Raw genomic sequence first — 20,888 nt, 5'->3', positions numbered from 1 at the left:
CATGAAAAAGATAGTTTCAACAATAGTATTATTGGTTTGTCTGCTCCAGCTTCACGCTCAAGACACAACTTATATTTCGCTGGAAAAGCTGTTGCAGCAGGTGGAAACTAATTACCCGTCCATTATTCAGTACCAATACAGCATACAGTCTATTCAGGCAAAAGCAGACGGTGCAAAAGCATGGATGCCGCCCACTTTTTCAACAGGCATCATGCGTTTCCCTTACGACTTCTCCATGCTCAAAGAAAAAAACGACCCAATGAACCAGGCGGGTATTGCTTTTTCCGTTGAACAGATGATACCCAATCCAAGCAAACTGAACGCCAAGAAAAGTTACATCAGTTCACTGGCTGAAATCGAAAAATCAAAAAGTGAATGGACAAAAAACGAGTTGAGGCGTGAAGCGAAAATTCTGTACTACAACCGTTATGTAACCGAGAAGAAACAACGCATTCTAAAAGAAAGTGAAGAAATACTTCAATTGCTCATCACGACATCCGAAGAGAAATTTACCAATAACCAGTCGCAACTGCAAACGATATATAAAGCAAAAGCCCGCTTAGCCGAATTAAAAAATATGCTGGTGATGCTCAACAGCGTGATTGCAGAAAGCAATATCGGATTAAACACGCTGATGTTGCGTGATGCAAACACGCCATTTCAGATTGATACACTCATTTCGCCAAGCAACTACCTATTCAGCATTGCAGATACTGTAAGCATTTCTAACCGTAGTGATATTACGGCGCTTGACAAATACATTCAATCCATGAAGTTGGAGCAAAAAGTAATGAGAACAAGCGCAAGACCTGACTTTGGTATCCGTGCCGAACATGCCCAAATGTTTGGTATGCCAAGCCAATGGTCAGTTATGGGAATGGTAACAATTCCCATTGTTCCCTGGTCGTCTAAAATGTATTCCTCTGAAGTAAAGTCAATCGGTTTTCAAATTCAGTCTATGGAACGGGAAAAGGAAACAATGCAACTCATGGCTTCAAAAATGTTAGCCGAAAAAACTGCGATGCTTAATTACGAAAACGAACAATATCAGAGCTACACAAAAAATATTGTTCCCGCCTATGAGAACAACCTGCAAGCCAACCTGCTTGCCTACAAGCAAAACACAGGCGATTTTTTTGTGCTGCTGGATGCCTGGGAAATGTTGCTGATGAAAAAAATGGAAGCGTATGACAAACTGTTCAATATTTTAAAATTGGAAGCCGAATATGAATACGAAAGAGAAATTAAATAGCATCTGCATTATGGTGTGTTTGCTTTTGGTAGCTGCGTTATCATCCTGCAAAAATGAACAAGGTGAACAAGGGTATGAAAATCATGAGAAGGTTGAGGGCGAGTACATCTGCCCCATGGGTTGCGAAGGTGATAAAACCTATCCGCACCCCGGCGATTGTCCTGTATGTAATATGAAATTGCAGTTGGTGGAAAAAGAATTGGAGCAGGCAGTTTCACCAAACAAACTGGTCTTGTCAAATCAGGCAACCTTTAGACTGCAATCAGGCAACAGTGGAAAAACCGAGAAAGCGCAAGGCTTTATTACCCTCGCTCAAAACAGAAATCAATCCGTTGCAGCCCGTTTCGGAGGAAGGATTGAGAAGCTATACGTTAAATTCAGCAACCAATACGTAAAGCAAGGCGATAAAATCATGGACATATACAGCCCCGGCTTACGCACCTTTCAGGAAGAACATCTTTTTCTTTTCAAATCAGGTGCAGATAATTATTTAATAGAAAAGTCGAGAGAAAAGCTACGTCTGCTCGGTATTACCGAAAATCAGATTGCGCAGTTGGAAAAAAAGGGAGCAGTTGCCCTAACAGTTTCTGTTTTCAGTCCTTCAAACGGATATGTTTTTTTCAATGCTTTAACATCGCAGCAAAACACTACTGCAAAAAGCACATCGGCAATGAACGACATGGGTACGCAGCAGAATGCCATCAATACAAGCTCTTATGCTGTTTCCGCTTCGCAAATTCGTGAAGGCACATATGTAAACGAAGCACAAACCCTTTTCAATATAAATGATTTACAGGAAGTTTGGGTATTGGTTTCAGTTCCCAACCGAAACGTAAGTCAAATTCACGAAAACCAATCTGCACAAATAGTTTCTGAAAGCGACCCTTCAAAACTTCTCAACGGAAAAGTTGCTTTGATTGAAAAGACATTTGAAGAAACTGACCAGCGTTTTGCAAGAGTTAGGATTGTGTTGCCCAATCCCAATAATTCGCTGAAAATAAATTCGCTTGTTACCGCAGGCTTTGCTTTGAGCGGTAATGAAAATTTACAGGTTCCATCAACGGCAGTTTACACTACGGGATTGAATGCTTACGTATGGGTCAAAACAGATACTACCCGCAATGGAGCGGGAGTTTTTCAGGTGCGGAAAGTAATTGCTGGAGCAAGCAACAACGGAATGACAATCATTAAAAGCGGTCTTTCACCTACTGAAGAAATTGCAAAACAAGCGGGTTTGATGACTGACAGTGAAACTTTTTTAAATGCAAATTGACATGAAGCAGTTTATTATCTCAACTATATTGCTTTCAATACTCATTCTTACGGGTTGTAAGAACGGGCAAGAAAGCCATCAGGAAACATCCGGCAGTTATTATACTTGCCCCATGCACCCAAGTGTAGCAAGCGAAACACCTAGTTCTTGTCCCGTTTGTAATATGTCTTTAATCAAAGTAGAGAAGAAAGAAACCGACCATGCAGGAATGCAAGGCAACATTATCACCATTGACAAGCATAAGCAGGCATTGGCAGGTATTGAAACAGATACCGTCAGAAAAAGAAACATTTTATCATCTTCCGTTATTTTAGGAACAGTTGCCATTAATGAAGAACAGGTAAAGACCATTAGCAGCCGTGCAAAAGGAAGGATTGACGAACTGTTTGTAAGAAACACAGGTGTATATCTTCAAAAAGGAAGACCCCTTTACAGTATTTACAGTGAACAACTGCAAACAGATGAAAAGGAATATCTGTCCGTGCTGGAAAAAGCAAAAACAACAATCCCTATATCTAAGCTGACAAGCGATTTATTAAGTGCTGGAAAAAACAAATTGACATTGTGGGGTTTAACCGAAAAGCAAATTTCCGAACTGGAAACATCGGGCAAAACAAATTCCCTCATTACATTTTATTCGCCCGAAGCGGGATATGTAAGCGAAGTAAACATCAACGAGGGCATGTATGTGGCAGAAGGCAGTCCACTTGTAAAAATCACCTCGCTCAATGAGGTTTGGGTCGAAGCGCAATTGTATCCCAATGAAATTTCAGGACTTGAAGAAATCAAGACCTTTCAGGTGTTTGCCGACAGTAATCCCGGAGAAGTTTACAAAGGTACGTTGGTTTACTCCAACCCGGTAATAGAAGAAGGCAAAAGAATTTACCTGCTTAAAATCAGGGTAAACAATTCAGCCGGTAAACTTATACCCGGCACATTGGTTTCGGTCGTTCCCGAAAAATCGTTTACCAATGTGCTGGCAGTTCCTAAATCGGCAGTACTGCTGGAAAAGATGAAAACCGTTTGGGTATTGGCCCATGATAACACATTTGAGCAACGCATGGTAGAAACAGGTGTGCAAAACAAGCAGTGGATTGAAATTACATCAGGATTAAAACCAGGTGACATCGTTGTTACCGAAGGTGCATATTTAATCAGCAGTGAGTTTATACTTAAAAGCGGAGCAGGACAAAGACATGACCATTAAATCTGATAGGCAGTTGGACGCTGCTCCAATGTAATTAAAGTCCCGCCATGAGTGTAAGCATCATAGTAGTAGCGATTAACACAAATATTTTCTAATATCTAAAAATGAGTAAAAATGAAAAACAGAGCAACTTTGGTGGCAATAGCTACTACCATTTCCTTAACCGTTCTATCTTCTTGTAGTAAAGATGATATGGGCGATATGCCAATGGGTAAAAACATTGATTATCCGGCAGCTTACGTAGTCAATGGCGAAAGCGCAACCGTTTCTGTCATAAAACTAAGTGACAATACCGTGAGTGAAACCTTTGACATCATGAACTCCGGCGGCAACATGGTCATGTGGCCGCATCACATTTACAGCCATCAAAACCATTTAGCTATCGGCGTACCGGGCATGGATTTGAGCGCAGGCCATTCCGGTGGCATGGCAGGCATGAAAGGGCGTATCCTGATAATGGATGCCGTAAAAGGAACCGTTTTAAAAGACATTGAAACTCCGGCAATGAACCACAATGCCGTTTATTCCCCTGATGGTACAGAAATATGGACAACGCAAATGGCAATGGATGGAAAAGTTTTGGTTTACGATGCCAATACCTATGCTGTCAAAAATACGATTGCCGTAGGTGAAGACCCCGCAGAAGTAACCTTTAGCATGGATGGCACAAAAGCATACGTGTGCAACGGCGGCAGCGGTACGGTTTCGGTTATCAACCCATCGACCAAGAGTGTGGTTGCAACCCTGACCGTGGGTGACGACCCGGTAGGAGCCTGGCCAGCCACTAACGGCAAAATGTATGTGGATAATGAGGCTTCACAGACCATTTCGGTTATTGATGTAGCTACCAATGCGGTAACTGAAACCATTAGCTTAGGCTTTATGCCCGGATATGCAGCCCACAATGCTTCAAAAAATGAACTGTGGGTTACCGACCCAATGAACGGAAAGGTGCATTACTGGAATTGGGACAACGGCATGAGTATGTGGATGCACGCCGGTGTTTTTGATGCAGGTGCAGGAGCGCACGCCATTGTATTTACACAGGACGGCAATATCGCTTATGTAACCAATCAGGAAAGCAACACGGTTTCGGTAGTCAATGTATCATCCCATGCCGTAACAAAAACCCTTAACGTTGGCAAAAAGCCCAACGGCATACTTATAAAAATGTAAAAAGGAGCGGTACAGATAATATCATCTGTACCGCTTAACAAAACTGTTATCGGTTGTCCGTAAGGGATTTCACAACGGCAACCACTACAAAAAGTACTTGTTTAATTAAAAAAATAATAAAATGAAAAATCTAACATTATCAATCATTGCTGTTATCATGGCATTTGTAACAGTATCATGCAATCAGGCATCCAACAAAAACGAGCAGTCTTCAAATGATACTGCTGTGGTATCACAAGAACAGCCAGCTTCCCAACCAAAAGAGGATGATACGGTAGCTGCGCCCGCTGTGAGCGAAACACCGAGCGGTCAGGAAGCAATAGCAACAGGAAAAGAAGAAACAAAAAACTTTTCTATTGCGCCCATAGTTACCGATTATCTGTCCTTAAAGAACGCCCTTGTTTCGGACGATGACAAAGCTGCCGCCAGTTCAGGGAAAAAGCTGTTAGCTACCCTGAATAAAGTGGACATGAAAGCCGTTCCTGCCGATAAGCACAAAAAGTACATGGACATAGCGGACGATGCTAAAGAACACGCAGAACATATCGGGGAAAATGTCGGCAACATCCACCACCAGCGGGAACATTTGGCCTCGCTTGGCGAAGATTTGAAAGACCTGATTGATTTGTTCGGTACATCGCAAACATTGTATCAGGACCATTGCCCGATGTTCAATGACGGTAAGGGTGCTGTTTGGTTCAGCGAAAACAAGGAAATCAAAAACCCTTACTACGGTTCTAAAATGCTGACCTGCGGTAAGGTGGAAAAAACAATTAACAGCAAATAAATTTCGGGTTATGGAAAATATGCAAAACAATCACAATGCGGGTCATGCCTCGGAGCATGGCACGCACAATCCAAAACATGCTTCGGGCATGTACAAACGCTTTGCGGTGATGGCTGTCGCCATGTTCGCAGTGATGTATTTTATCATGTACGCCATGATTGACGAGTGGCAGAACCTGATACCCAATATCAATAACCTGTACATGACCCTGCTGATGACCTCGGCAATGCTGCTTATCGAATTAGCGATAATGAAAGTGATGTACCCCAACAGGAAGATGAATTGGGCGATAGCCATCATCTCGGTTGCCGTTGGCATCTTTTCATGGTTTGGTATCAGGGAACAAATCAATGTCGGGGACAAGCAGTTTGCAAAGGGTATGATACCCCATCACGCAGCAGCCATATTGATGTCCGAAAAGGCACACCTGACCGACCCGGAACTGATAGAGCTGCAAAAAAACATACTTAAAACCCAAGCGGAAGAAATTGAACTGATGAAGCGCAAGCTAAAAGAGTTTGAAGAAAGTAAATAATAAAATTTAAAAAACAGTTTCGACATGAGCAAAATAATAATCGGCTTTATTTCCTTATCAGCCCTGCTATTCACCGCTTGCGGACAGGTAGGGTCAAATAAGGATGAAGCGACACAGCATTCGCAGGCAACTCCGGAAAGCCACGGGCATAGTAACCAAATAGGTGAATTGGTTCCATCGGATGAAGTCTGCATGGTCAACGATGCCTATATGGGCAAAAAGCAGTTTGACGTAAAATTTGGCGGTAAAACCTACTACGGATGCTGCGAAATGTGCAAGGAGCGCATTCCAAAGGATGCCAGCGTGCGGGTAGCAGTAGACCCCTATTCCCATAAGCAGGTGGACAAGGCTCTTGCGGTGATTGCCGTTACGGGAAACAACGGTGAAGTATCCTACTTTGAAAGCAGGGATAACTACACCAATTATTTAAAAAAGCAAAAACACTAATTAACTTTTAAAATTAACTAACGATGAAATATGTAATCTCAACCGTTCTTGGTATCGCCGTATTTATATTATCGGCATGTAACGGCAATTCGGAAAAGAAGAACAGTTCTGCCGAAACCCATACGGACACTACGGCACACGCCAATCATACTGCAAGCACAGAGCCGACCATACCGGGTCTGTTCGGGCAGTACGGGAAGTTGGTGTCCGCTCTTTCTTCAGATGATGACAAGGAGGCGGTATTTGCGGCGCAGGGCTTGGTAAAGACACTTTACAGCTTGGATACGACCCGTTTTAGTGCAGAGCAGCTAAAGGCTTATAAGGACATCTCCGCCAGCATCGAGGAAAATGGCGTGCATATAGCCGCCAACTTGGGCAACATCCACCACCAAAGAGAACACCTGGTCATGTTAGGCGAAGACTTTTACGATTTGGCCAAATCATTCGATTTGGGCAAGCCCGTATATAAGATAGCCTGTCCCAAATTTAACGATGGAAAAGGAGCATTTTGGTTAAGCGAAACAAAGGAAATCAAAAACCCGTACTACGGTGCTAAGATGCAGGGCTGTGGCTCCGTAACGGAAACTATTGCAAAGAACTGATATGTCTTTAAAAAAGAAAATCATATTGGGACTGGCTGTTATCCTCATCGGCATACAGTTCTTTCAGCCGTTACGGAACCAGGCGGATGAAGTGCCAGCCACCCATATCGAAAGTGTGTACGCCGTACCCCAAAATGTAAAGGCTATCCTTGTCCAGTCCTGTTACGACTGCCATAGCAACAATACGCGTTATCCGTGGTACAGCCGCATCCAGCCAGGAGCATGGTACATGGCGGAGCATATCAAAAAGGGCAAAGAGGAACTCAACTTTAGCGAATTTGGCGAATATTCTGCCCGCAGGCAGCGGAACAAGTTCAGGGCTATGGCGGGGCAGGTCAAGGACGGGGAAATGCCTTTGTCGTCATACACACTCATCCATCGCAATGCAGTATTATCACCGGAGGATAAGCAGGATTTGATAGCGTGGTTTGGCATAATGGAAGACAGCATTAAATAAAATTTTTCAACGAATGAACAGATATAAAAAAATACCCATAAGAATACTGCAAACAGTGCTGATACTGCTTTGCACCCAAACGTTGTTTGCACAGAAAGTAGTGCATTACGACCTGTATGTAAAAGATACCCTTGTCAACTTTGCAGGTAAGCAAAAAAGGGCGATTGCCGTAAACGGGCAAATCCCGATGCCCACCCTTACGTTTACCGAGGGCGACACTGCCGAGATTGTAGTACACAATCAATTGAAAGAAAGTACTTCGTTGCACTGGCATGGCGTGTTCCTGCCCAATAAGGAAGACGGTGTACCCCATCTTACGCAACAGCCCATTGAACCTGGTACAACCTATACCTACCGTTTCCCGATTATCCAGCACGGTACACACTGGTATCATTCCCATTCGGGATTGCAGGAGCAGATAGGTATGTACGGTAATTTTGTAATGAAGAAACGGGAGGATGACAAGACCTTTAGAAAAGGGATTGACGATTTGCCGACCGTACCCATTATACTAAGCGAATGGACAAATTACAACCCCGACAACATCAACCGGATGCTGCACAATGCCAACGATTGGGCGGCTATAAAAAAGAACGCTACGCAGTCATACGTTGAAGCCATTAAAGAGGGAAAATTTGGCGTGAAAGTAACCAATGAGTGGAAGCGGATGCTGGCAATGGATGTGAGCGATGTATATTATGATAAAATCCTTATCAATGGCAGCAATGCACCGGAGCTAAAAACGGTTGACGGCAAAACCTTAAAGGCGGGGGACAAAGTACGGCTTCGCATATCCAATGGCGGTGCATCTTCCTATTTCTGGCTGCGTTACGCTGGAGGTAAGATTACTGTGGTCGCCAGTGATGGCAACGATGTCGAACCTGTCGATGTGGACAGGCTGATCATCGCAGTGTCTGAAACTTACGACATAGTTGTAACTATACCGCAAGAAGGATTGTCGTATGAATTCCTGGCTACGACAGAAGACAGGACGCAATCCGCAAGCTATTATATCGGCAGCGGCGTGAAGCAGCTAATATCCCCGCTTCCCAGGCTGAAATATTTTGAAGGCATGAAAATGATGAATGATATGATGAAGATGAACGGCGACCTTGATGATATGGGCATGAATATGAGCCTCAACCAAATGGACATGAATGTGGTCATGTACCCCGAAATAACCGGAGAAGCGAATAAAAGCGACGACCATAGTGCGCATGGCGGGATGGATATGGACAAGGATCCCAACCGCTATAACGCCAATGCATTGGGCGACATCGTGACCCTGAATTATGCCATGCTCAAATCCCCGTATAAAACCTCACTTTCTGGAAGTGCTCCCGTAAGGGAATTGAAATTCACCTTAACGGGAAACATGAACCGTTATGTGTGGAGTATGGATAACAGGGTACTTTCGGAAACCGATAAAATCCAGGTCAAAAAGGGTGAGATACTACGGATCACAATTTTCAACAATTCGATGATGCGCCACCCCATGCACTTGCACGGGTTTGATTTCCGGCTGCTCAATGGCAAAGGGGACAATGCACCCCTGAAAAATATTATTGACATTATGCCAATGGAGACCGATGTCATTGAGTTTGCAGCCAATGAGGAAGGTGACTGGTTTTTCCATTGCCATATCCTCTACCATATGATGGCCGGTATGAACCGGGTTTTTGAGGTTGGAGATTACGAAAACCCCAATCTTCCCGATAAGGCTAAGGCTTACAGGGAATTACAGAGGGAAAGCAATATGCCGCATCTGATGGCTCAAAACGACTTTGCTACCAATGGCAATGATGGGGAGGCGATGCTGCAAACAGCAAGATGGAGCCTAGGTACAGAATGGCGCCTGGGCTATAATGACATGCATGGGTATGAGGTCGAAACGCATTTGGGGAGGTTTATCGGGAAGATGCAGTGGCTGATGCCCTTTATAGGTTTCGACTGGCGCTACCGAAGGATGGGGATTGACGAACAGGAAAAGAACATCTTTGGGCAAAAAAATGAAAAAGATACCCGTCGCGCCGTTAGTTTGGGGTTTGTATACACCTTACCCCTTCTGGTGAATTTTCAGGCTGAGGTATATCATGATGGCATCGTGCGCTTATCGCTGATGCGTGAGGACATCCCTGTCTCTAGCAGACTGCGCGCAGGATTTATGGTCAATACCGATAAAGAATTCATGGGTGAATTCAGGTATATCATAGATAAGAATTTCGGAGTAAGAGCCCACTATGACAGTGATATGGGATTTGGGGTTGGCCTGGCCCTTACTTATTAGCAAGTATGTTCAATCTAAATTATATAACTATGTCACACAAAAAATTTGAAGAATGCATAAGAGCCTGTCTGGCCTGTGCCATTGCGTGCAACCATTGCGCGAGCGAGTGTCTGGGTGAAGAAGAGGTAAAACATCTTGCCAAATGCATCAGGCTTGACCTTGAGTGCGCAGCAATATGCAGGGCAGCGGCTGAGCTTATGAGCCTGGGCAGCAGCTACAGTGTTGACCTTTGCCGACTTTGTGCCCAAATATGCAATGCCTGCGCCGAGGAATGCGACAGGCATGCAGCAATGGGGATGGATCACTGCAGGGAATGCGCCGATGCGTGCAGGGAATGTGCCGAGGCATGCAACACGATGATTAGCTAAAACAATTAAATTTTAAATTATTAACAACAAAAAAACAACAGATTATGAAGAAACCAATTTTATTATTTACGGCAGCAGCCTTTTCATTGATGGTATCGTGCTCGGATGATGATTCGGCCAGTGGGGTACAGTTGCAAAATCATGATGACAATGAGATGATGATGGTCATGCATTCTATGATGGATGAGATGTCGTCCATGGAGATGACGCATGACCCGGACGTGGACTTTGCAGCCATGATGATTATGCATCACCAGGGCGCCATCGCGATGGCTAACCTTGAGATTGAAAAAGGGAAAAATGCGGAAATGAAGGCAATGGCCCAAGCGATCATCACGGCACAGCAGCAGGAAATACAGGAACTTCAGGGAATTCTTGCAGCTTTGCCTGTTGACGGTATGGATATGGATTTCATGGAAGAGCAAATGATGGGGATGGATAAAATGGATGCTATGGCCGACCAGCAAATGATAACAGGAGATATTGACAATGATTTTGCCAGCCTGATGATCATCCACCACCAAGCGGCAATCGACAGCGCTTCATCTTACCTGCATCATGGCAGCAACGGTGAGCTGTCCGCTATGGCCAATGCAATTATCGAGATGCAGTCCGAAGAAATCATAACTTTTAGCAACTGGCTTGCAGAAAACAAAAGGTAATAATCCTTTTGCTGAGAGAAGCCCCTGCGATTGCAGGGGCTTTGTTGTATATGGTAAAGCCAAAAGCATTTGCACTAAAGGTTTTCAGCCGACACCATTTTATGTCTTGGCAGCCCGATTTCCTGCTCCTGCGGATAGGGAGCACGCTGGGTCATCGATACATCCTCACGCAGCTTTTGCTGCGTACGCGAGCTTTCAGCATCGCTTTCCCTGTAGCGAGGGTCAGGGATGAAAGGCATTTTTTCCATCTTTGAGATTGTGATGGTTGGAAAATGGTAATCTACTTCGACCGTGCCTAAAAGGAGATAGCAGCCACCTCCTTTGAAAGGATATCCTTTGAGGCTACCCGTGAAATGCGCCGTGTCGAAAAATTCCCCGTTGGCATCTATCCAGGTGCCAAAATACATAGCGCCCATTTTGGTGGGCACATGCTTGCGCGATACCAGATAAGCAAGCATTTTCACCTGTTTTTTGTGATGATGGACCAAATCGCGTGCCATCACATCCCCACGATAAGAAGTTTTCAAAAGGTTAAATGGCGTGACGGATACAGGAAAGCCTAACAACTCAATTTCATCAAAGGCATCTTCGAAAGATGAACGCTTCAATTCGGGCAGGCGGTATTCCCTTACGGGTTCCGGAAGTAACTGAGGCAGGCGGTTTTCCGGCTTGAAATTCATCATAATGCGCCTGGCCGTCACCAGCAGCTCATTTTTTGCCTTACCGGTAGACCGCAGGGCACCGATGTAGATCAGGAGTTGCAACCCCTCGATGCCGATAGGCACCCGATTGATAAAATCTTCAAGGGAGCTATAATTCCCATTGGCTTTCCGCTCTTCCACGATCTTTAAGGCTATTTCGCCCTGCAATCCCTGCAAATGCATAAAACCAAGATAGATTTCCTTTCCATATAGGGTTGTTTCAAACTCGCTTTTGTTGATGCATGGATTATGTATCTCGGCGCCTGACATGCGCGCTTCATGGACGTACACCTCGGTACGGTAGAAGCCGCCCTGGTTATTGATGACCGCTACCATGAATTCGATAGGGTAATGCACCTTTAGATAAAGGCTTTGGTAGCTTTCCACGGCATACGATGCCGAGTGCGCCTTACAAAAAGAATAGCCCGCAAAGGATTCGATCTGGCGGTAAATCTCTGTACTTAGCTGTTCGGGATGCCCTTTGGCAGCACATGAAGCGAAAAAATTATCCTTTACCTTTTGAAGCGCCGCTTTGGAACGTCCTTTCCCACTCATGGCCCTGCGTAGGATATCCCCATCGGCCGCAGCAAGCCCTCCATAGTGCAGTGCAATCTTAATCACATCCTCCTGATACACCATAATACCGTAGGTTTCTCCAAGCTGTTCTTCAAAGAAAGGATGGAAATACTCGAACCTGTCCGGATGATTGTGCCGGAAGATATATTCCTTCATCATACCGCTTTGCGCTACGCCAGGGCGTATGATAGACGATGCCGCCACAAGGGTTTTATAATTATTGCACTTCAGCCGTCGTAACAATCCCCGCATTGCCGGGCTCTCGATGTAGAAGCAGCCAATAGTTTTCCCTTGCCCTAGAAATTTATTACAAGCAGCTTCGTTTTTGGATAGCGAAGTATCACGTATGTTTACATCGATCCCTCTATTCTTTTTGATGAGCTTAACCGATTCGTCAATATGCCCAATCCCCCGTTGGGAAAGGATATCAAATTTGTCGAATCCGATCTCTTCGGCCACATGCATATCGAACTGTACGATTGGAAAACCCTTCGGGGGCATTTCCAATGCGGTAAAATCGGTGATGGGATCTTCCGAAATAAGGATGCCACAGGAATGCATTGAGCGCTGGTTGGGATATTTCTCCATCATCATGCCGTATCGGTGCACCATTTTTACTACCTCATTTTTGTCGTGCTGGTCCATAGGCGTTCCTGATAGCGCATCCAGTTCTTCCTTTGGAAGGCCGAATACTTTACCTACCTCCCGGAATATGGATTTGTACTTGAACTCCACATTGGTGCCGCAGAAGGCTACATGATCGGAACCATAACGTTTGAAGATATAGTCCAGTATTACATCGCGTTCTTTCCAGGACCAGTCGATATCAAAATCAGGCGGGCTTTTACGGTTGAGGTTGAGGAAACGTTCAAAATATAAATCCAGTTCCAACGGGCAGATATCAGTAATACCAAGGCAGTAGGCAATAATGCTGTTGGCCCCGCTGCCACGTCCTATATGCAGAAAGCCCATCGAGTTGCTATAGCGGATAATGTCCCATGTAATCAGGAAATAACCGCTGAACTCCAACTGATGGATAACCTTCAACTCTTTTTCAACACGTTCTTTTGCGGCACTATTCTCAGCACCATATCTTTTAGCCAGGCCCTGATGTGCGAGGTTGGTAAGCAGAGCGAGGTCAGTATCCCGCCCGGCAGTATAGTGTTTCTTATTCCGGGGCACTTTGAATTCGTACTCGAAGTGGCAAGCATTAATGAGTGCATAAGTATTTTCCACTATCATGGAGTATTGGCTGTACTTCCCGATCAATGTTTCCATTGGGGCCATGGACTCATCAGGCGCGCAATAATCATCAGGGGTCAATTTGCTCCCGAGGGTATTAAGGTCGATTGCACGTAATATGCGGTGCAGGTTATATTCTGTCTTGTTACGGAAAGTCACAGGCTGCAACATAACCATTTTGTCCAGCCTCGATTTCCATTCCGGACGGATAAGCAGGGAAAGTTCTTCCGGTTTAATGCCGATGTATTCATATGGCCTTAGTACTTCAGGGGCGGACTTTAAAGGATAAATAACTGCAGCATTTTCAAAGTCCGGCGCCATGGGCGGAATGGGAATACTGTCAAGATTATATTTAGTCAGGTGGCGGTTGATTTCCCCAAAACCCTGACGATTTTTTGCAAGGGCAATATACAGGAGCTTATGGTCTTCCCGAAATTCCATCCCTACAATAGGCTTTATGCCTGCCTCCAGGCAAAGCCTGTAAAACTCATAAGTCCCTGTTATGGTATTGATATCTGTTAGAGCAATAGCGTTAGCACCCGACGCTGTTCCCAAAGCGACAAGTTCTTCAACCGGTATGGTGCCATACCGGAGGCTATGAAAGGAGTGACAATTCAGGTACATGTTATACCGCTTTTGGTTTTATAAAACCGCCATTGCAGCGCATAACGGCATTGGCCCCGAAACGGTTCTTTATCCTGTCCATTGCCTGATAGAGCGACATCATTTCCTGAGTATCCTCGAAAAGGTTAATTTGATAGGAACCGCGGACAAGCTTGCCAAAGCGCACGCCAATCAGGCGGAGGCTCATGCGGCGCTGGTAGAGTTTCTCAAAGGCTTCCAATACGGTGCGTGTCAATGTATGGTCGGCAGCAGTATAAGCGAGAGTAACCGAGCGTGTTTCGGTATCAAAATTTGAGTACCGGATCTTAACGGTAATATTCGAGGTTAGCCATCCTTCGCTGCGCAGCTGATAGGCCAGCTTTTCCACCATGCCGCAGAGGACTGAACGCAGGAATACAATATCGGTGGTATCCTGATGGAAAGTGTCTTCAGTAGACAGGGACTTGCGTTCACGATAAGGCTCTACAGGATTATTGTCGATACCATTGGCCTTTTTCCAAAGCTCAAGCCCGTTTTGGCCGATCATTTCCTGAAGCACTTTGGTGGGCATTTCCGCAAGGGTTTGGATATTCCTGATGCCAATGCGTGATAACAGGCTAAAAGTTGCATCACCGACCATAGGTATCTTTCGTATTGATAGCGGGTTCAGGAACTGCTGTACTATAGGCTGAGGTATTTCGAGGTTGCCTTTAGGCTTGCCTTCCCCGGTAGCAATCTTTGAAACGGTTTTGTTTACTGACAAAGCGAAACTCAGGGGAAGCCCTGTCTCACGTGTCACTTTTGTTACGAGTTCATGGGTCCATTTATAGGAGCCATAAAATTTATCCATTCCCGTAATGTCGAGATAGAACTCGTCGATGGATGCCTTTTCCATGACAGGAGCGTTCTCCTCTATTATTTGCGAAACCGTATTGGAGTATTGGGAGAACAATTCCATGTCACCTTTGACAATGCGTGCCTCTGGGCACAACCTCAATGCCATTTTTATAGGCATTGCCGAATGCACCCCAAACCGGCGCGCCTCATAGGAACAAGAGACTACTACGCCGCGCTCCCCGCCGCCCACTATAAGGGGGATGCCTTCGAGGCTACTGTTCTGAAGCCTGACGCAGGAAACAAAAAAAGTATCTAAATCAATGTGTACAATCGAGCGCTGCATAATCCATTCATTTTTGTACCAAACAAAATTAGTACAGATAATACCAATTTTGTATAAATTTGCTGGTACAAATTATACCATTTCGCATATGTCTTTGTTTTCTGACAACATCAGGTACTTAAGGGTAAAAAATGGCTACTCCCAAGAGAAAGTGGCTAAGGACCTTGCTATACAGCGTGAGCGCTACAGGAAATATGATGACGGAACCTCTGAACCGCCTTATGAGCTGCTCAAAAAGATTTCCAGCTATTATGGCGTGACTGTCGATATTTTGCTGAGCGTCGATATCCGGAAACTTAAGACCGACACCTTGGTCAAGCTAGACAATAACAGACTGCTGCTTCCGATCATGGTGGACCGCAACGGCGATAACCTTGTCGAGATCGTAACGCACAAGGCAAAGGCCGGTTACCTTACCGGATATTCTGATCCGGAATTTGTCGGGAACCTTCCGCAATTCCATTTCCCGTTTTTAGGGAGTGGCAAACATAGGGTGTTTCCGGTTGAAGGCGACTCGATGCCGCCCCATGAGGACGGTTCCTACATAGTAACCCGTTACATCGAGCATCTTGGGGAAGTCGTGGATGGCAAGACGTATATTGTCATAACCCGTGATGACGGTATCGTATATAAGAGACTTAACCGTAATGGCAAAAATGAGCTCACCCTGGAATCCGACAATGAGCTATACCCGCCTTACAAGGTTAAAATCTCTGACATTCTCGAAATCTGGGAATACCAGTACCACCTCGGCAAAAATGACAAACGGCTATCGCAGACCCACAAAGGAATTGAAGAAATGTTCCATGAGCTCAAAAAGGAAATACGGCAACTAACCCTCAAAGGGTAGCACTACATACTTAAAAAACAGGTTGGCATAAAGCCAGCCTTTTTATTTAAAACTTAAATATTTTAAATCAAAAACACAAATGGCTCGATTTTATCAAATTTTGGCTCAATTTCTCCATCAATTCTCTAAAACGATTGCGCTAATTTGGCATTATAAAATACTTGCACAGTGATAGTTATAGTAGCGAAGCCGTAGAAGTGCTATACATTTAGTGGTTTGTGCGCATTGATGTGTGGGTTAAAAGTAAGAGCATGAAAGTATCATTATCTTTTAGGAAAGCTGTTGTTGATGTTGTCAGCCTGCTATACATTCTACTTTTTACATATGCAGCAGTTAGTAAACTGTTGGATTTTGAAGTATTTCGAATCCAACTTGCCCAATCGCCTTTACTAAGTTCATTTGCCAGTTGGATTGCATGGGTAGTCCCACTTCTTGAAATTGTTATTGCGGTTATGCTCTGCATACCCAAAACAAGATTACTGGCACTTTACGCCGGATTTTTCTTGATGGTGATGTTTACCGTTTATATTATCATCATTTTAAACTTTAGTCCATTTGTACCATGCTCGTGTGGCGGGATACTTGAAAAGCTCGGCTGGAAGGAACATCTTATTTTTAATTTCGGCTTCTGTGTCATTGCTCTGCCCGCTATAATATGGGAAAGTCAATCGCGTAGCTCCCACAGCCTTTTACGGCCTGTCTTCCAAATGACAGGATTGATGGCTCTCGGTACCTCAACAGTTGTGGCATTGTTTATCATTTCAGAAGACATGATGCATCATAGGAATAATTTTACCCGACGATATCCGGTACATCCAGCGGAATTTATTCGAGACCGGAAAATATCCTTCAATGCCTACATTGCGGGGACAGGAAAAGGCTCTGTTTATCTTGGTGACTTGGACGACCCATTAAAGATTGTGGAGGTTGTTGATGACCTCAATAAAATAATTACACATAGGATTTCAACGAGCGAACCCAACCGAAAATTCAGAAACCTTCGCATAAGTGTCAAGCCGCCTTACTTTTTTGTGAGCGACGGCGTGGAGGCTTTCGTGTTGATGGGGAGGATAGACGATTGGAAAGCTGACCTTTGGGTTGACAATTTAGCCTACTTTAATGTTTTTACGCCTATTGATTCCAACGCGGTAGCAATTCGCGCAGTCACCGGCGCAGCAAACGAGAGTATAATCGGTGTAATGAGGCCTACCGGCGGCGGTACGGTTGATTTTAACAAAAAACTATTAGACAAACAAATTGATGGTTTTTTTGATACTGATGGGAAGCTGTTGTTCAACGAACGAAATAAAAAAATAGTTTATGTCTATTTATACCGCAACGAATACATCATAAGCGATCCGTCGTTGCAATCAAAAACCATCGGGAAGACTATTGATACTACCTCCCGGGCCAATATTGATGTGGCATACATAGGTAAAGAGGGCACTAAGAAAATTGCATCACCGATGAGAGTTGTCAACAAAATGGCTGCGACAAATGAAGATTACCTGTATGTCAACTCAAAACTGATCGGTCAGTTTGAAGAAAGAAGTATGTGGGACGTGGCTTCTGTGGTCGATGTATATAATATCCTCAACCAAACTTATATGTTCAGTTTTTATCTATATGACAAGGATGGCAGAAAAGTTTCGGATTTTGCAGTTTCAGACGGAAAGGTATATACACTGGCCGGACGTTCACTTACCGCCTACAATCTTGATCCGGTACCTTTTGAAAAAAACAAATAAAGACATACCGCGCAGTATCAGGGGAAGATCGAAAACCTGTAACAGAGTAGATCGTCAATTTTAATTTTTAAGAAAATGAAAACGAAAATTTTTAAAGCGATTTTGCCAGTTTTTGCTTTTATGCTGGCCATTGGAGGTGCATTTGCCTTCAACCAAGCTCCTGCGGACAACGCAGAAGATTTTGCACAAGTGCTGGGGCATTACAAAGTGAACAACGTTTGTGAGCCGGGTATTATGTGCCAGGACGACACCAATACCGGTGCCTGTCAACTGGGATCGGTTACCTACTTCAGGAAGTTATCGACCACAAACTGCTCACAACCGCTGTGGCAGATTATTGAGTAATCAGTATAAGCAATGCGGATACAATATCCGCATTGCTTTGCTTTTAGTTCTATTACTCTTTTAAATACAGGTCGAACCAATCTTTTACCCTTTTGGTTACATCCCTTTTTGCTTTTTCGTCCGATAGGATATGTCCCTGGTTGGGATACAATAGGAATATATTTCGCTTATTAAGCCTTCGAAGAGCCAGATGCAGTTCAATACCTTGCTCGTAATTGACCGAGCCATCGCTTTTGCCAGACCAACTCAGAAGCGGGGTTGTGATATTAGCAGCATGGGCTATAGCAGAATTACGAATGAAGCTATCCCAATCGTGTAAAGGGGAAGTTTTCATCCTAAACTGGTGCGATTCGAATCGCCAGTTATTAGACCTGTTTGTAAAAGGATTTAAGGTCAGGTAATAACTTACGGGATCCGTAACTGCCCCGCTTGATACCGCTGCAGCGAACATCTTCGTTTGGGTAACGATAAATGCCGTTTCCGTACCTCCAAAGGAGTGTCCGATCAGCCCTATGTGATTTTCCTGTACAACATTTCGATTTATCACTGCGTTTACTGCCGAAGTTACGCAATCAAGTGCCGATGGGCCGGGAGCGTTCAGCTCATATTTAATATCAGGCATAAGTACCAGATAGCCATCGAGAAAATAGGCAGGAGCCGAGAATCCTGCACGATCTGCCAATACAGGATTGTTATAGTCATGCAAGGTTGAGGATAGTCTTTCATATATGTAGACTACCATCGGATACTTTTTGCCTTTCACGTACCCCGCGGGATATATGAGCACACCCTTCAACGAATCTCCGTGTGAATTGGTATAGGCAATCAGTTCGGATCGTCCCCAATCATATTTTACTGAATGTCTGTTCGATTGAAAAATACGTCTTGGCTTTTTGTTGGAACTGAGTATGTTTAGGCTGGGCGGACGAGCACTAGTCTCTTCGACATATAAATATTCGTTCGCTTCTGTGGCCTTTATAATCCTGGATGCTTTGAAGGAGCCATATAGCAATTTAACCAAACCTTTTTTGTCGTCATAATAGTAGTAGCCTGATGCCATGTCAGCACCTCGCGCGGAAAGAATAATGCCTTTTTGAATGTCATTTTTTTCCCAAGCGTTTGACGCTACTGTACCACGCTCGGTCTGACTGCGGTCGACCACTACCCTAAATCTTGTCTTATCCTTACGGCCATCGGTTATTTTTTTGGCAATTCTTCCATCAGGTGAAAATAACCACACATCGTATTGGTCATAGAGGATGACACTTCGGCCGTCCGAGGTCCATCCTGGGCTATAGTATCCGGGGTTCGCACCGGAGTCGTCGAACTCCGCATCCCTGAAATCAATAGGTATGGCAGCGGTAATATTTGTTGTCTTCCCGCTCTGATTGTCAAAAATATGATAATTCCCGTCTTTGAAATAGCTCACGAATTGCCCGGATGGGTCCGCTTTAATCAGTCCTGCAGAGCGGCTGCATTGTTTAACCATAAGTTGGGATCGCATGGTTTTCAGATCAATGCTGTAATAATCAGCCGGCGCCAATTCTGCTGTACGCGAAACCATAGATGATCTGGATTCGGCGAGCGCATACCTGCCGCCCGGCAATATCTTTACATTTTGAAAATCATCGCCATCTAGTTTGTGCAGCTTACTCGATACTACATCCCAAAGTGATAGGGCCGCATTCATCCCAGGCTGTTTTAATTGCTCAATCATAGGATATTCGTAAAATGTCTCGGAATCCCAAATCTCGACGAGTGTTTCTGTTGCTTCAGCGGTGCTTATCTCGTTGGCAAGAAAATAAACATGCATTTCGTCATCGGAAACCGCAAGTTTGTAAGGCTCTATCGCATGCAGCTGGCCTTGAAAAATGATCTTGGTACTTTCAAGCAATCTGGACTGTTGATTTGCACAATCATAATGCACAATAGAAATGTTGCCGTCCTTTTTTGCTTTGCTGAAGAATACAAGACTTCTGCCTGACTTACTCCAATGGATCCTACTGTATGCGGAAAGGGTATCGGTCGTTATTTTCGAAACCTTTAAATCCGTAACATCCAACAGCGAAACAGCCCCCGGTTCGATTATCGCGACTTTGCCTTGGCGGGAAACAGTGTAATCTGAAACATTATCGCGTTCGGTCAACAATTTATGCTGCCGATCAAAAAGGGAAAGGATATTATGCCCTGTACTTTGATAAAGCACGAGATACTTCCCGTCAGGCAGGAAATCAAATCGCGTTACCCCAGAATACGCTACAGCATTTTTGCTTGCCAAATCAATCAAACTGATAGTATTACCCTGTAGCCGGACCGCGATTCTTTTTGAATCCGGGCTAAAGGCAATTAGGTGCCCATTTGGGAAATAGTTCTGTTTGCCCTTGTCGAGGTTTTGAAGGAAAAGCGTATCTTTTCCCGATGTATATTCCATCCTAAAGGCAGCCCATTTGCCATTCGGTGACAGTCCTTCTCCCGACAACGTTCCCCACTTTTCAAAATCATCGGGTGTAACTTTTAGATTCCCTTCCTGAGCGTTGGCCGGAAGCCCGGCAATCACACAAAAAGCTATTATAAATCGGATCGCTTTCAT

At 44.4% G+C, this 20,888-nt stretch carries 18 protein-coding genes; 15 read left to right on the top strand and 3 right to left on the bottom strand.

Annotation, left to right across the window (positions count from 1 at the left end):
• Window position 1 precedes the first annotated feature (1 nt).
• The 12 genes from KJK34_RS10505 to KJK34_RS10450 all read left to right on the top strand — a co-directional run bounded on the left by KJK34_RS10505 (window position 2) and on the right by KJK34_RS10450 (window position 11,053).
• On the top strand, window positions 2-1,252 hold the full coding sequence (locus KJK34_RS10505) for a TolC family protein (RefSeq protein WP_223053836.1): 1,251 nt from the start codon (window positions 2-4) through the stop codon (window positions 1,250-1,252).
• A complete protein-coding gene (locus KJK34_RS10500) occupies window positions 1,227-2,525 on the top strand; it encodes a heavy metal-binding domain-containing protein (protein ID WP_223053835.1) in 1,299 nt (432 codons plus the stop codon). Before KJK34_RS10505 ends, KJK34_RS10500 begins: the two co-directional genes overlap by 26 nt.
• A gap of 1 nt (window position 2,526) precedes the next feature.
• Window positions 2,527-3,732, top strand: a complete 1,206-nt coding sequence (locus KJK34_RS10495) for an efflux RND transporter periplasmic adaptor subunit (RefSeq protein WP_223053834.1) — start codon at window positions 2,527-2,529, stop codon at window positions 3,730-3,732.
• 114 nt (window positions 3,733-3,846) lie between these two features.
• Entirely contained in the window at window positions 3,847-4,908 is a 1,062-nt protein-coding gene (locus KJK34_RS10490) for a YncE family protein (protein ID WP_223053833.1), read from the top strand.
• Between the two features lie 121 nt (window positions 4,909-5,029).
• The gene (locus tag KJK34_RS10485) at window positions 5,030-5,695 is read left to right on the top strand and encodes a DUF3347 domain-containing protein (protein WP_223053832.1); all 666 of its coding nucleotides are present in this window, start codon (window positions 5,030-5,032) and stop codon (window positions 5,693-5,695) included.
• 88 nt (window positions 5,696-5,783) lie between these two features.
• The gene (locus KJK34_RS10480) at window positions 5,784-6,230 is read left to right on the top strand and encodes a DUF305 domain-containing protein (RefSeq protein WP_236937633.1); all 447 of its coding nucleotides are present in this window, start codon (window positions 5,784-5,786) and stop codon (window positions 6,228-6,230) included.
• A 24-nt stretch (window positions 6,231-6,254) separates the two neighbouring features.
• Window positions 6,255-6,677 (top strand): hypothetical protein, encoded by a 423-nt coding sequence (locus KJK34_RS10475; RefSeq protein WP_223053831.1) that lies wholly within the window; start codon window positions 6,255-6,257, stop codon window positions 6,675-6,677.
• Window positions 6,678-6,700: 23 nt separating this feature from the next.
• The gene (locus KJK34_RS10470; protein WP_223053830.1) at window positions 6,701-7,279 is read left to right on the top strand and encodes a DUF3347 domain-containing protein; all 579 of its coding nucleotides are present in this window, start codon (window positions 6,701-6,703) and stop codon (window positions 7,277-7,279) included.
• A 1-nt stretch (window position 7,280) separates the two neighbouring features.
• Window positions 7,281-7,736, top strand: a complete 456-nt coding sequence (locus KJK34_RS10465) for a heme-binding domain-containing protein (RefSeq protein WP_223053829.1) — start codon at window positions 7,281-7,283, stop codon at window positions 7,734-7,736.
• A 13-nt stretch (window positions 7,737-7,749) separates the two neighbouring features.
• Entirely contained in the window at window positions 7,750-10,023 is a 2,274-nt protein-coding gene (locus KJK34_RS10460) for a multicopper oxidase family protein (RefSeq protein WP_223053828.1), read from the top strand.
• A gap of 29 nt (window positions 10,024-10,052) precedes the next feature.
• Window positions 10,053-10,391 (top strand): four-helix bundle copper-binding protein, encoded by a 339-nt coding sequence (locus KJK34_RS10455; protein WP_223053827.1) that lies wholly within the window; start codon window positions 10,053-10,055, stop codon window positions 10,389-10,391.
• Between the two features lie 44 nt (window positions 10,392-10,435).
• Window positions 10,436-11,053 carry a DUF305 domain-containing protein gene (locus KJK34_RS10450; RefSeq protein WP_223053826.1) on the top strand — a complete coding sequence of 206 codons (618 nt, stop codon included), beginning with the start codon at window positions 10,436-10,438 and terminating at the stop codon, window positions 11,051-11,053.
• A 74-nt stretch (window positions 11,054-11,127) separates the two neighbouring features.
• On the opposite strand, the gene KJK34_RS10445 is transcribed toward KJK34_RS10450, so the two are convergent.
• Together KJK34_RS10445 and dinB are read right to left on the bottom strand one after the other, a co-directional pair.
• Entirely contained in the window at window positions 11,128-14,196 is a 3,069-nt protein-coding gene (locus tag KJK34_RS10445; RefSeq protein WP_223053825.1) for a DNA polymerase III subunit alpha, read from the bottom strand.
• Window position 14,197: 1 nt separating this feature from the next.
• Window positions 14,198-15,355 carry a DNA polymerase IV gene (gene dinB, locus KJK34_RS10440; RefSeq protein WP_223053824.1) on the bottom strand — a complete coding sequence of 386 codons (1,158 nt, stop codon included), beginning with the start codon at window positions 15,353-15,355 and terminating at the stop codon, window positions 14,198-14,200.
• Between the two features lie 88 nt (window positions 15,356-15,443).
• On the opposite strand from dinB, the gene KJK34_RS10435 reads away from it, so the two are divergent.
• The 3 genes from KJK34_RS10435 (at window position 15,444) to KJK34_RS10425 (ending at window position 18,298) form a co-directional block, all read left to right on the top strand.
• The gene (locus KJK34_RS10435) at window positions 15,444-16,205 is read left to right on the top strand and encodes an XRE family transcriptional regulator (RefSeq protein ID WP_223053823.1); all 762 of its coding nucleotides are present in this window, start codon (window positions 15,444-15,446) and stop codon (window positions 16,203-16,205) included.
• 251 nt (window positions 16,206-16,456) lie between these two features.
• On the top strand, window positions 16,457-17,953 hold the full coding sequence (locus KJK34_RS10430) for a MauE/DoxX family redox-associated membrane protein (protein WP_223053822.1): 1,497 nt from the start codon (window positions 16,457-16,459) through the stop codon (window positions 17,951-17,953).
• Window positions 17,954-18,028: 75 nt separating this feature from the next.
• Window positions 18,029-18,298, top strand: a complete 270-nt coding sequence (locus KJK34_RS10425; RefSeq protein ID WP_223053821.1) for a DUF6520 family protein — start codon at window positions 18,029-18,031, stop codon at window positions 18,296-18,298.
• A 52-nt stretch (window positions 18,299-18,350) separates the two neighbouring features.
• Here KJK34_RS10425 and KJK34_RS10420 read toward each other — a convergent pair whose 3' ends face one another.
• Window positions 18,351-20,888, bottom strand: coding sequence for an alpha/beta hydrolase family protein (locus KJK34_RS10420; RefSeq protein ID WP_223053820.1), 2,538 nt, complete (start codon window positions 20,886-20,888; stop codon window positions 18,351-18,353).

Origin of the sequence: Flavobacterium coralii (genome assembly GCF_019891545.1) — a bacterium.
Classification (GTDB): domain Bacteria; phylum Bacteroidota; class Bacteroidia; order Flavobacteriales; family Flavobacteriaceae; genus Flavobacterium; species Flavobacterium coralii.
Note: the sequence above shows the minus strand (reverse complement) of the source record. Positions and strands in the feature narration are given on the sequence as shown.

Bases quoted from the DNA above. Each gene is read 5' to 3' on its own strand.
- KJK34_RS10505 (WP_223053836.1), top strand. From the start codon at position 2: ATGAAAAAGATAGTTTCAACAATAGTATTATTGGTTTGTCTGCTCCAG.
- KJK34_RS10500 (WP_223053835.1), top strand. From the start codon at position 1,227: ATGAATACGAAAGAGAAATTAAATAGCATCTGCATTATGGTGTGTTTG.
- KJK34_RS10495 (WP_223053834.1), top strand. From the start codon at position 2,527: ATGAAGCAGTTTATTATCTCAACTATATTGCTTTCAATACTCATTCTT.
- KJK34_RS10490 (WP_223053833.1), top strand. From the start codon at position 3,847: ATGAAAAACAGAGCAACTTTGGTGGCAATAGCTACTACCATTTCCTTA.
- KJK34_RS10485 (WP_223053832.1), top strand. From the start codon at position 5,030: ATGAAAAATCTAACATTATCAATCATTGCTGTTATCATGGCATTTGTA.
- KJK34_RS10480 (WP_236937633.1), top strand. From the start codon at position 5,784: ATGTACAAACGCTTTGCGGTGATGGCTGTCGCCATGTTCGCAGTGATG.
- KJK34_RS10475 (WP_223053831.1), top strand. From the start codon at position 6,255: ATGAGCAAAATAATAATCGGCTTTATTTCCTTATCAGCCCTGCTATTC.
- KJK34_RS10470 (WP_223053830.1), top strand. From the start codon at position 6,701: ATGAAATATGTAATCTCAACCGTTCTTGGTATCGCCGTATTTATATTA.
- KJK34_RS10465 (WP_223053829.1), top strand. From the start codon at position 7,281: ATGTCTTTAAAAAAGAAAATCATATTGGGACTGGCTGTTATCCTCATC.
- KJK34_RS10460 (WP_223053828.1), top strand. From the start codon at position 7,750: ATGAACAGATATAAAAAAATACCCATAAGAATACTGCAAACAGTGCTG.
- KJK34_RS10455 (WP_223053827.1), top strand. From the start codon at position 10,053: ATGTCACACAAAAAATTTGAAGAATGCATAAGAGCCTGTCTGGCCTGT.
- KJK34_RS10450 (WP_223053826.1), top strand. From the start codon at position 10,436: ATGAAGAAACCAATTTTATTATTTACGGCAGCAGCCTTTTCATTGATG.
- KJK34_RS10445 (WP_223053825.1), bottom strand. From the start codon at position 14,196: ATGTACCTGAATTGTCACTCCTTTCATAGCCTCCGGTATGGCACCATA.
- dinB (WP_223053824.1), bottom strand. From the start codon at position 15,355: ATGCAGCGCTCGATTGTACACATTGATTTAGATACTTTTTTTGTTTCC.
- KJK34_RS10435 (WP_223053823.1), top strand. From the start codon at position 15,444: ATGTCTTTGTTTTCTGACAACATCAGGTACTTAAGGGTAAAAAATGGC.
- KJK34_RS10430 (WP_223053822.1), top strand. From the start codon at position 16,457: ATGAAAGTATCATTATCTTTTAGGAAAGCTGTTGTTGATGTTGTCAGC.
- KJK34_RS10425 (WP_223053821.1), top strand. From the start codon at position 18,029: ATGAAAACGAAAATTTTTAAAGCGATTTTGCCAGTTTTTGCTTTTATG.
- KJK34_RS10420 (WP_223053820.1), bottom strand. From the start codon at position 20,888: ATGAAAGCGATCCGATTTATAATAGCTTTTTGTGTGATTGCCGGGCTT.